5 protein-coding genes are annotated in these 11,930 nt (G+C 66.6%); 3 read left to right on the forward strand and 2 right to left on the reverse strand.

Annotated elements, in window-relative coordinates; translation table 11 throughout:
* Positions 1 to 100 precede the first annotated feature (100 nt).
* Positions 101 to 6,910: a S8 family serine peptidase gene (locus ACOGXA_RS12005; protein ID WP_419924108.1), complete on the forward strand. Its 6,810-nt coding sequence runs from the start codon at positions 101 to 103 to the stop codon at positions 6,908 to 6,910.
* A 108-nt stretch (positions 6,911 to 7,018) separates the two neighbouring features.
* Here ACOGXA_RS12005 and ACOGXA_RS12010 read toward each other — a convergent pair whose 3' ends face one another.
* A complete protein-coding gene (locus ACOGXA_RS12010; RefSeq protein WP_419924109.1) occupies positions 7,019 to 10,345 on the reverse strand; it encodes a helicase-related protein in 3,327 nt (1,108 codons plus the stop codon).
* A 66-nt stretch (positions 10,346 to 10,411) separates the two neighbouring features.
* Here ACOGXA_RS12010 and ACOGXA_RS12015 point away from each other — a divergent pair, with 66 nt between their 5' ends.
* Positions 10,412 to 10,729 carry a hypothetical protein gene (locus ACOGXA_RS12015; protein WP_419924110.1) on the forward strand — a complete coding sequence of 106 codons (318 nt, stop codon included), beginning with the start codon at positions 10,412 to 10,414 and terminating at the stop codon, positions 10,727 to 10,729.
* Between the two features lie 20 nt (positions 10,730 to 10,749).
* Positions 10,750 to 11,160, forward strand: coding sequence for a PIN domain-containing protein (locus ACOGXA_RS12020; RefSeq protein WP_419924111.1), 411 nt, complete (start codon positions 10,750 to 10,752; stop codon positions 11,158 to 11,160).
* A gap of 11 nt (positions 11,161 to 11,171) precedes the next feature.
* Here ACOGXA_RS12020 and ACOGXA_RS12025 read toward each other — a convergent pair whose 3' ends face one another.
* Positions 11,172 to 11,912, reverse strand: coding sequence for a hypothetical protein (locus ACOGXA_RS12025; RefSeq protein WP_419924112.1), 741 nt, complete (start codon positions 11,910 to 11,912; stop codon positions 11,172 to 11,174).
* Between the last annotated feature and the right edge of the window lie 18 nt (positions 11,913 to 11,930).

Here is an 11,930-nt window from a genome sequence, read left to right on the forward strand (position 1 = left end):
CCATCGGCTCGGCACCCCGGGTACCCGACACGCCGCTAGGTGGCTGCGAACCCAGACAGTCTTTGAGTAGGGGTGTTGTGGCTGGTCTAGGGTGTTTGCGATGAGGAGTCTGCGGGACCTCAGGTCTCATTTGGTGCTGCGGTTGGGGGCTGGGGGTTTGGTGTTGGCGCTTTTGGGCATGGTGCTGCCCGCCGCGCCGGCGGTGGGCGCGCCGACGCAGTCCCCATCGGCGGCGCAGTTCGGGTCGGCGTTCGCCGCTGGGGGCGGGGCTGTGGTGGTCGGGATTGAGTCGCCGGCGGCGGATGGCGGGGAGTTGGGCTCAGGGGACGGGCTGGCGCCTGAGGACGGGTTGGCGCCTGAGGGCGATTTGGGCGGTCCGGGGCTGGGCGAGGCTGTCTGGGAATTGGGGGTTTTGGATTTGGTGGGGTCCGACGGTGTTTGGACCATGCGCGACGGTGGTCGCGAGGTTCCGTTGCGCTTGTTGGACGAGTCGGAGGTGGCGGAGTTGGGCGATGCCCGGTCGTTGGCGGCATCTGCGGCGTCGAGCGCCTATGTGCCGGGGGCGGCCGGGAATGCGTCGGGGGCTTCGGCGGCGGGGGCTGGAGCGGCGGCGAGGCCGGACACCTGGTTCGTGTCCGACACCGGGCAGCCGCATCTGTTGGTGGGCGGTGTGAACGTGCTGTTCGGTTCGCATGTGGGCGGGCCGGCTATCGAGGCCGTGTGGGGCCGCAACAACATCGCGCCGGGACGGGTGTCGCCGCTGGGCGAGTTGCCGAACGCTTTCTTATTGAAGACGGTGTCGGACGCCGAGTCGCTGCGTCTGGCCGACGCGTTGTCGGCCGAGCCCGATGTCGAGGCCGCGGTTCCCAACACGTTCACGCCGTTCGAGGTGGGGCAGGTCGCGGTGGATGTGGAGGCTTCTGACTATGCCTCGCAGACGGCGGCTGCTAGGCAGCGTTGCACCAAGTACACCGACCTTTGGGCCGATGAGCTGTCGAGCTGCCAGTGGCACTTGGACGCGTCGGGCGACTACCGGTACGACAAGGCCACCAATCCCAGCTGGCAGGTGAGGGATCCGGTGGCCGACCTAAACATGGGCGATGTGTGGTCCACCACGATGGGGGCCGGGGTCACGGTGGCGGTGGTGGACCGCACCTGGAACCCGAACCACGAAGACCTCGTCGACAACGCGGACACCAGCCGGAGCACGAACTGGGGCGGTTTCACCTCGGAGACCTCCAGGAGCGGCGCCTATCACGGCACTGCGGTTGCCGGGGTTGTTGGCGCCCGCGACAACGCGGTGGGCGGGCGCGGCGTCGCTCCCCGGGCCACGCTGGTGAACTACAACCTGTTGGACGACTACTCCACCGCGCGAGAAGCCGAGGCGCTGACGCTCAACGTAGCAACCACGGCGGTGGTCAACATGAGCTACGGCACCAGAACATGGCCGGGGCTGTCGCCGGAGGGCTCGATTTTTCAGCGGGCTTTGGAGACCGGCCTCGAGCAGGGGTTCGGCGGCAAGGGGACTTCCTACGTGAAGTCGGCCGGCAACGGACGCGTCGCCGGTGACTCACGGTACTACTGGTCGGGCTTGGAGGCCGGGAACAACTATCGCGCCATCATCTCGGCATGCGCAGTGAACTCGGCGGGGAAATTGGCGAGATACTCCGAGGAGGGCCCCAATCTGTGGGTGTGCGGGCTGTCAAGAGCCGAGGGCCAAGCGGGGATCTTGGCACCCATGGGTCAGAACCAATACCGCGACACTTTCGGGGGCACCAGTGCGGCTGCGCCGATGGTGTCGGGGGTGATCGCGTTGATGCGCAGCGTGAACGCCGAGTTGACGTGGCGGGATGTGAAGGTGATCCTGGCCGACACAGCGCGCAAGGTCGACCCCCAGGACCCGGGCTGGCTGAGCGGCGCCCGGAAGTACAGTTCGGCGGGGCCGGCGGGCGAGGTGTATTCGTCCAATTACAAATACGGCTTCGGCTTGGTGGACGCCGAGGCCGCTGTGGCTGCCGCGTCCGGCTGGGTGCTGTTGCCCCCGATGCAGACCTACACGGCTTCGCACGCTGGCGATGTGTCGCTGCCGGGGCGCGGCGAGGAGATCGAGCTGGCGCTTGATGTTCTGCCGGCCTTCGATTTCACTGAGCACGTCAAGGTCACCGTCGCCGGCGACATATCGGACTTCCGCGATTACCGGTGGACGCTGGTGTCGCCGACAGGCACCGAGTCGCTCCTTTCGCCGGAGATCAACCATTGCATAGCGGGCTGGTGCTCGTTGCGGGGCTCGTTCGATTTCGGGTCGTCGCGCCATCTGGGCGAGAACCCGCGGGGCACGTGGAAGCTGAGAGTCCAGCACATGCCGGAGTATCCCGACTGCTCCAGCCCTTCGAACTTCAAGCTCCGGCTTTCGTTCGACGTGCTTTGCGGCACTGGCTTCAGGGAGGTCGTCAGCTCGTGGGGCGTCGAGGTGACGGGGCACATGAGCGGGCCGACGGAGCCGGTCACTTTGACGATCGCGGCGGCGAGCGTCGCGGAGGGTGGGAGCGTGGATGTGACGGTGTCGGTGGGTGGCCCGGCGCCGACCGAGGATCTGGTGGTCCCGCTGGCGTTGACCGGCGTGACCGCTGAGGCGGGCACCGATTACACAGCGCCCGCATTGGTGACGGTGACGAAGGGGTCGTCTTCGGCGACCGTCCAGATTTCGATTGCCCAGGACAGCGTGCATGAGGGCCCCGAGGCGTTCGCGGTCCGGTTGGGCGTTTTGCCTCTGGGGTACCGGCCCGCGTCGCAGCCGGTTGTAGTGACGATCGACGACGACGATCCGCTGCCGACATTGACTCTGCATGCCGCCGCGTCGGTGGCCGAGGGCGGCTCGGCGGCGATCACGGCGCGGCTCAGCGGCTTGTCGTCTGAGGATGTGACCGCGACTCTGTCCGCGGTTGCGGTGGCGCCGGCGGTGGCCGGCGATGGGTGGCTGGCCTCGCCGGCGGTGTTGAGGGTCCCGGCGGGGTCGACGGTGAGTTCGGGGTCGGTGGTGTTCGCGGCGTCGCAGAACGATGTGTACGAGTTGTCGGGGTCGGCGGCGAAGTCGTTTGAGGTGTCCGCTGCCGCTGTCGGCGGCAACGGCGTGGCCGACCCGGCTGCGATCACGCTGGGGATCGACGACGACGAATCCGTCCCGCTGATCGCCATCGCCGCGGGCGCCGCTGTGGTGGAGGGCTCCGCGGCGGAGTTCACCCTGACCGCTGACCCGGTGCCTTCTGCCGATCTGGCGGTGAGCGTGACGGTGTCCCAGCAGGGCGCGTTCGGTGCGGTGACCGGTTCGCGGACGGTCGCCATCCCCGCCTCGGGCCGCGCCGTGCTGGTTGTGGCGACGACCGGCGACTCGGCGGTGGAAGCCGACGGGTCGGTCACTGTCACGGTGACCGCGGGCGCCGATTACACGCCGCCGCCGGCATCGGCGAGCGTGGCGGTGTTCGACGACGACAGTCCGAGGCCGCGGGTTTCGGTCGCCGGCGGGCCCGCCGTGGTCGAGGGCGCGGCGGCGGAGTTCACCCTCACCGCGTTCCCGAGGCCGTCGGCCGATCTGGCGGTGGGCGTGACGGTGGCCCAGCGGGGCGCGTTCGGTGTCGTCACAGGTTCGCGGTCGGTGGCGGTCCCTGTTTCGGGCCGAGTTGTGCTATCGGTGGCGACGGTCGGCGACTCGTTCGGCGAGCCCGACGGTTCGGTCGCCGTTGCTGTGGTCGACGGTCTCGACTACGACCTCGGCACGAGCAGCACGGCGACGGTCGTGGTGGCCGACGATGACGGCGGTCCGGTGCCGGTGTCGGTGTCTTTGTCGGCGGGGGACGCGTCGATTGCTGAGAACGGCGGCACCACCGATTTCGAGATCGCTTTGAGCCGGATGCTGGTGGCCGGCGAGACGGTGAGCGTGCCGATAACGGTGTCGGGTGTGCCGGGCAGCGACTGGATATTGGGCGACCCGACAGAGCCGGGGGTGGTGCGCACCGGGTACGGCAGCACCACCGCGGTGGAGTTCACCGCCGGCGGGCGCGCCGCGGTGATGCGCTTCGAGGCGATAGACGACGCCGCCATGTTCGACCGGCCCATCACGTTCGCGTTCGGCACCGGAACAAGAGCGCCCACCCATACCGGGGTCGCCGGCGGCGTCACAGCAGGCGGGCCGGTTACCATCACCATCGCCGACAGCGACCTCCCGCCGGTGTGCGACGGCCCGCCGACGGTGTCGGTGGCCGACGCTGCGGCGGTGCGCGGCGAGGACCTCGTATTCCGCGTCGTTCTCAGTTGCCGGTTCAGCCGTGCGGTGGTGGCTCATTACTACATAGCGCGCGACGGTGAGATCGACGGGAATACCCAAAAGGTCACGTTCGGGCCCGGCGACACGCACGCGACGGTGCGCGTGCCCACCAAGGACTCCGACACGGTGAAATTGCAGGTCGCATGGGCCCCCGGCGCCGCGAACGCGTTCCGTGTGCCCGCGGCCACCGGAACCGTCACCGAAACCCCGCCGGTGGTCAGCATCGCCGCCAGCAGAAACATCACCGAGGGCGCCGCCGCGAGGTTCACCGTCACCGTGGTTCCCGCGCCACAGAGCCCGATCGCCGTCACCATGGACATCTCCCAAAACGGCGACTTCGCCCATAGCGCAGGGCGGCGAACCCTCGTGCTGAGCGGCGCGGCGATGGTCTACTCGGTTGCGACCCGGGATGACAGTGTCGACGAGCCCGACGGGTCGGTCACCGCCACGCTGGCCGCCGGCGCCGGCTATGACTTGGGCACCAGCAGCACTGCGACGGTGGCGGTGGCCGACGACGACGACCCGCCGCCGGTGGTGACCATCGCCGCGGGCGGCGATGTCACCGAGGGACACAGCGCGACGTTCACCGTCACTGCGGTGCCTTTGCCGGCGAGCCCGATGGCGGTCGATGTGACGGTGTCGGCCGCCGGGGACTTCGGCGCGACGACCGGCGCCCGCACGGTGACGATCCCGACCTCAGGATCGGCGACACTCGCCGTCTCCACCTCCGACGACACCGCCGACGAGGCCGACGGGTCGGTCACCGCCACTGTGGTCGACGGGGCCGGCTACGACCTGGGAACAACCAAGTCGGCGACGGTGGGGGTGGCCGACGACGACGACCCCGCCCCGCAGGTGGACATCACAGCCAGCTCAGGGGGAACCGAGGGCACAGATGCGGTGTTCACCATCACCGCGACACCGCAACCGGCCGCCAACCTCGACGTGGCCGTGGCCATCACCGCATCGGGCGACTTCGGCGCCACAACCGGAACGCGCACCGCGACGATCCCGTCGGGCGCCACCCAGGCGACCCTCACCATCGCCACCACAGACGACAGCGACGACGAGCCCGACGGCAGCGTCACCGCGACGCTGGTCGCGGGCAGCGGTTACACCGTCGGCCCGCTGGCGTCGGAGACGGTGCAGGTTCTCGACGACGACGACCCGCCGCTGGTGATCCCCGAGGTCAGCATCGCTGCTGCTGGGGATGTGACCGAGGGCGCCGACGCGGCCTTCACCATCACCGCCACCCCCGCCGCCGCGGTGCAAGTAGCGGTAACGGTCACCGCGGCGGGCGACTACGGCGCCACGACCGGGGCGCGCACCGTAAACGTGCCTGCGGGCGGCAGCGCCACGCTCACCGTTCCCACTTCCGGCGACAGCACAGACGAGGCCGACGGCTCTGTCACCGTCACGCTGGACGCGCCGGGGACGGATGCGGGCTATGTGGTTTCGGACAGCCAGGGCGCAGCATCGGTGGCGGTGTCCGATGATGATGTGGATCCGCTGACGGTGTACATGATCTTCTTCTCGACCTCGATCGCCGAGAACGGCACCGGCTATGACAACCAAGCCGGTCTCAACATCGGATTGACGCGCACGATGCGCTCGTGGGAGACGCTCACGGTGCCGTTGAGGGTGACCGGCGGCGATGAGGGCACGCATTGGACGATGCGCGATCTCAACGATCCAGATGCGGTGTTCGCGAACGACTTCGAGGTGGTCTTCGGCCCCGGCGACCAACGCGTCGAGTTGGCGTTGACGGCTTTGGCCGACAGCGACTGGGACGACCACGAGGTCACCGCGTGGTACGGCACCGGCCCCCGGGCGCCGACCCTGAACGGCAGCACCGACGGCGTGATCTTGGGCATCTCGTGGGGTCCCGACGGAACCGAGCGCGCCGACGGTTCCACCACCGTCGTCATCATCGACAGCGACGAACCTCCCCCCGAGGTGAACATCACCGACAGCGCAGGCGGAACCGAGGGCGTAGACGCTGTGTTCACCATCACCGCATCGTCGCCGACCGCGGCCGACCTCGACATCACCGTGGAGATCACCACAACCGGCGACTGGGGAGCAACCACCGGCACGCGCACGGTCACGATCCCCAAAGGCGCCACCCAAGCCACCCTCACAATCACCACCGTCGACGACAGCACCGACGAGGCCGACGGAACCGTCACCGCCACCCTCGCCGCGGGCACCGGCTACACCATCGGACCCCACCCGTCGCAAACCGCCCCGATCGCCGACGACGACGACCCGCCGCCCGAGCCCGCCATCGCCGACTGCGCCGCCAACCCCAGGGTGTCGGTGGCCGACGCCGCCGCCCAACAAGGCCAAGACCTCCAATTCGAGATCAGCCTCAGCTGCCGCCCAACGCGCGACGTCACCGTCTACTACGCCGTCGCCCACGACCGAAAACTCGGCAACGTCATCACCCTCACCATCAACAAAGGCGAAACCGGCGCAACCGTCAACGTCCCCACCCAAGGCATCAACGCAGACATCGAATTCCACATCGTCTACCTCATAGGCGCCGCCAACAACACCGCCAAAGCCAAAGCCACCATCACCCCCTAACCCCCATCGGTACGGCGCAGCGGGCACCCGACACACCGTGGTTGCTCACCAGGGTCGTCTGGGTGCCAAGGGTGCCTCCTGGGTATTCCCTGCTAGCAAATCACCCCGCTACGCGAGGGCGAGCCAAGTGATGAGGTGGACGTCTTCGGGTCGGATTTCGGGGAGGGGGTCGGGGGGGATGTAGGGCTCTAGGCCTAGGGTGCGGATGACTCCGAGGATTTTCTCAGCTTGTTCGATGGGGTCTTCGGTGCTGGTTATGGCGGATTGGAGGGTGCGGATGGTGCGTTCGGGATAGGGGGCGTTGATGGTGTCGATGGCGCGGTCGATCTCGTCTTGGGTGAGGTGGGCGGGTGGGTGCTGGCGGAGAATCTCGGCGGCCCGGTGCAGGCGGGGGGCCACTTTGGGCTGGAGGTTGGCCGGGTCTGACATGAAGTTCCACCCCTCCACGATGTGGGCTCGCGCCGTTTCCCAGGCCGCGAAGGGGCCTTGGATGGCGGCGTCGTCGAGTCGGCGGGGGGAGTCGAAACCGGCTGGGGGGCGGGCTTTGTCGAGGCAGGCCAGGGTTTCGTCGATCACGTCGGCATCGGCGCCGGCTTCCACGAAGCGGAATATGGGTTTGGGGTGGTCGCCGACTCGAGCGCAGAAGACGTAGCCGGGGCGGCCATCGGGGTTGGACACGGCCATGCCTGAGCCTGAGCCCCAGGGGAGGGACTTGATCTGGTTGGCCAAGTCGGAGTCTTCCAACGCTTGGCGCAGCTCTTGGCGGAACTGCTCGCCGGAGAGCACTCCCCGGGCGGTGCCGCCGCGCTCGAAGATCTCGGAGTCCTCGTTGCGGAGGCGCTCGATCTCCTCCCGGGTCTCGGTGAAGTTGATCTCAGCCTGGACGGCCTGGTCGGGCAGCACTTCGCCCACGCCCATGCTGGCGGCGGCTTGGGCGATCTTGACATGCAGCCGCTGCTCGAGACCGAGCAGGTCGTCGAGGCGGTCGTCGGGAAACACGCAGCGCAGGAACACTTCGGAGTGGAGTGAGCCGATCCTGTCGATGCGGCCGTGGCGCTGCACCAGCCGCATGGGGTTCCAGGGCAGGTCGTAGTTGATGATGTGGCGGGCCTGCTGGAGGTTCACCCCCTCGGCCAATACATCGGTGGTCACCACGATGTCGAAGCGGTCGCTGTCGGCACCTTCAGGGGCGTCGGTGGTGAGGGGGGCAAACCCCCACAACACCCGCTCTTTGCTCTCGGTGCCGGTAGTGCCGGCCAACGATGCAATGCGGTCCCGGTAGGGGGCCAGCCGCTCATCTGATTCAACCACCTCCACCAGGTGCTCGTACACCCAATCCACGGTGTCGGCGTAGTAGCTGAAGATCAGCACCTTGCGGCGGTTGCGCACGTCGTCGACACCGATGCCTCGGAGGGCGGCCTCGGCAGCGATGCCGGCCAGCTCTTCCACCAGGGCGGCCAGGTTGGGGTCGCCTTGGCGGGTGACGGTTCGGGCCTGAGCGGCGAACGACCGCAACAGGCCCCGGTCCCGGTCGGCGTATTCCCGCAGGCGCTCGACGTCGTATTGGGCCGCGTCGTCTGACACGCCGACAATGCCGTCTAGGAAGGTGTCTACCTGCTCTTCGTCGATCTCGTCGGAGTCGGTGGCAACCCAGTCGGCTAGGGCATCGCCGGCGGCCACTCTTCCGTGGTCGAGCAGCGACAAGAAGGCATCGTGGCTCGTGGCCATCCGCTCGCAGGTCTCGGCGAAAGCGTAAGGCGACGACTCGAATCGCTTCAACAGCCCTGATCGCAACAGCCCGGCGAGCTGCTTCTCGTAGGCATCCTCGGCTTGGTCCAAGCGAAACTGCGACGGCGAATACCGGGCCATCGTGAGAACACTGGGATCTTCAACTCCGGTATCGGCGTCGAGGGCCCGGGCGAACCGGTCGAAGAAGCCGGGGATCACCTCGTCGAGGTTGTAGTCCACCCGATGGACCCGTGGAGTGGGGAAGACGATCTGCTGGTCCCGTCCGCCGACCTTGATGGTGTCGTTGGGATAGAAGCGCTTGACGAATGCCCGGGTGCGCCGTACCGCCACCGCATCGAGCACGTCGAACAGGTGCTCGGGAGTGAGGTCGTCGGGATTGAGGGCCATCGCCGTGGCGAAGTGGTCGCGCAGCGAGCGGATGCCGGCATCGGCGAACACCGCGTCGTTTCGCAAGAAGTAGCCCAGCAGGTGATACAGGTCCCACAAGCTGTTGTTCACCGGGGTGGCGGTGAGCATCACCAGCTTCTTGGGCGGCGACCCGGCCAAGAGCCGGCGCAGCGCGTGGGCCCGCTGGGTGCCGGGGTTGCGCAGGTTGTGGGCCTCGTCGATCACCACCATGGCGTAGTCGTTTATGTCAGCTCTCAGCTTGATGGCATCCGTGTGCTCGGGGTTCAGCCGGCTGTCGGCCATCAGCTCCTCATATGACACGAGCTCCACCGCCAACAGGTGCTCATCAATGAACGCCTGCCACGGCCCGTCCCGCAACGTGGCCGGGGTTATCACCAACACTCGCTGGCGGCGGTCCTGCACTGCCTCCCGGATCAGCTCCCCGGCCAGAAAAGTCTTGCCCAATCCAACCTCGTCGGCGATGAGCACTCCGTTGCGCTCTTCCAAAATGCGCCGAACCCGCCACAGCCCATCAGCCTGGAACGAAGTGAGGTGGATCTGAGGCGCGCCTTCGGCGGCCTCGGCCTCCAGTTCCTCGCCGTAGAACTCCCACAGCATCCGCAGATACACGAGCTGGGGAGAATGGGGCTCAAAGCGGGCCTCGAACAGCGAGGCCAAGTCGTACTCCTCGGCTTCGGACCACAGCTCGTCGAACCACTCTTGCACCTGGCCCACCACATGGGGGGAGTAGTTGCCCAGATTCAGCTCCAGGTTGGTGGCCAGCCCGGCATGGGTGAAGTTGGACGACCCCGCCACCACCCCGTGAGAGCGATCACTTACCAAGAAGGCCTTGCCGTGCAAGAAACGCCCTTCCAGGCGGCGCACCTGCACATTCTCCGAGCGCAGCCACTTCACCAGCCGGCGAGTGGTGGAGTCGACCTCAAACGTGAAGCCGAGATGGTCCCGTTCGACAAGCAGGTTGTGCTCGTGGCCCTCCAGAGCCTGGCGCAGCCGGGTGCGGGCCGCCCGCTGGGGATTGGCCGACTCGCTGCGCAATGCCCGGCGGCGGTTCTCTGGCGGTGTCGGCTCCGCCCCCAGCAGCAAGCGCACCCCGGTGACCTGATCCAACGCATCGGCCAACAGCGAGTAACCGCCCACGTTGAAATAGGCCGTGGCGACATCCAAGCAGGCCCCGCCCACAAACCCGGTGGCGGCATGGGAGATGAACCCGTTCAACGCTCCCGCCACCGTCTGCCGCCCCCGGTTGACAGCCAACTCCGGCTTCTCAATCCCAGTCATTTCGCCACTCCGATCCCAAGAACAAAAGGGGTTGCAATGGCATGAAAATTCTGTAGTATCAAGCCCATGGACGAAGTCGCCCGCCAGGACTCCCTAGAAGAGCACCAATACGCCCAACCCGCGGAACTGCCGAAAGTGCCGCCCCATCTCCGGCCCCTCGAGGAAAAACAGGCCGCGTTCGATGAGTTCGAAAGAACTTTTCCCTTCGATAGGTTCCCGACGGGAAGCTTGACTTCGCTGCTCGAAGAAGAGCGGGAGGCGCTCAGGCACATATACCCCAACTCGCTCGTCGATCTGGGAAGGCAAGGCATCATCAAGATGCGGGTGTTCAGGGAGGACGGATCGTCGTACTTCCTACCCGAGGACGAAGAGGCGGAGACCTGAAATCCAGACCCATCCCCGCGGTGCTCGATGCATGGCCGCTTGTTCGATTTTCGGAGGGCGATCAGCTGGTCAAGGCTGAGATCCGTGAATTGCTGAAAAGCACAGTGCCCACCATTGTGTGCAGCATCAACCTCGGAGAGGCCCACTACGTTATTGCCCGACGAGATGGTTTTGCGGTCGCCGACGAACTTTGGGACTACTTCTGCCGCAACGCCCAAGTTGAGGTGCCGACCCTCGACGTGACGTACAACGCCGCTCATCTGGCGGTGACCAGCCGCATTCCGTGGGCTGATGCCCATGCCGCGGCTACGGCAATGGCCCACGGCGCAGAGGTTTGGGCGGGCGACAAGCATCTGAACAAGCCCGGCCCCTGGAAACGGCGAAACCTTCGCAAACTCGGCATCACCCCTCGGAGCGGCCGCAAGAAGTAGCTGAGCGCCGCTCACCCTGTGAGCCTCCTGAAGTGGGCCAGGACAGCGGCGAGACGGTCGGAGTAGTCGACGGTTCCGCTGAAGGTTTCGTAGACCACGGCCAAGTCGTCCTCATCGAGGCCGTATAGCAAGGCCACGCAGGCGTCCAGCTCGCAGATGAGATCTCGCTTGATGGATTCTTCGTTGGCCGACCCCACCGGCACCCCCACCTCCGCCGCCCAATCAGCAAATCGATCATCCACCGCCGCCAGCCGCCCGGCGATCTGGACGACGCGATCCCGGACTGGATGGTCTTTGCCTGGGTCGGGGATAGAGAGCTGATTGAATTGCCCAAAAGACATGACCAATTCGATGGTGCGACGAGCCTGCCAATCACAGGGCATGGAACTCAGCACACCTAGGAGGTACGCCTCGTCGGCGATGGATCCCTCCATCTGAAGCAGATATGGAGCCTTGTGGATGATTACGCGGTCTCCCGGGATCAGCGCGGCAATGAGCGTGCGTGTATCCGTAGATCGAGTCACATCTCTGAATGCAATCCGGGGATGCCGGCACGGCAGCGTCTCCGGGTCATTGACAATCTCTCCCTCCTGCTCGGCAAACGCCGACGACCGAGTGCGGCGTTGCGAAAGGCGCTTTTCTTGGAGGTGGGCGATCATGCTCTCGGCATCAGCGCTGTCGTAGTAGATGCCGGTGTCGGGCAACCAGACGTTGAACGAAGTGCCCTTGTATACGGGCCAAACGTCATGCATCTCGGATTGCCTTGAACT

The organism is Candidatus Poriferisocius sp., assembly GCF_965208475.1.
Taxonomy (GTDB): Bacteria; Actinomycetota; Acidimicrobiia; order Acidimicrobiales; family Bin134; genus Poriferisocius.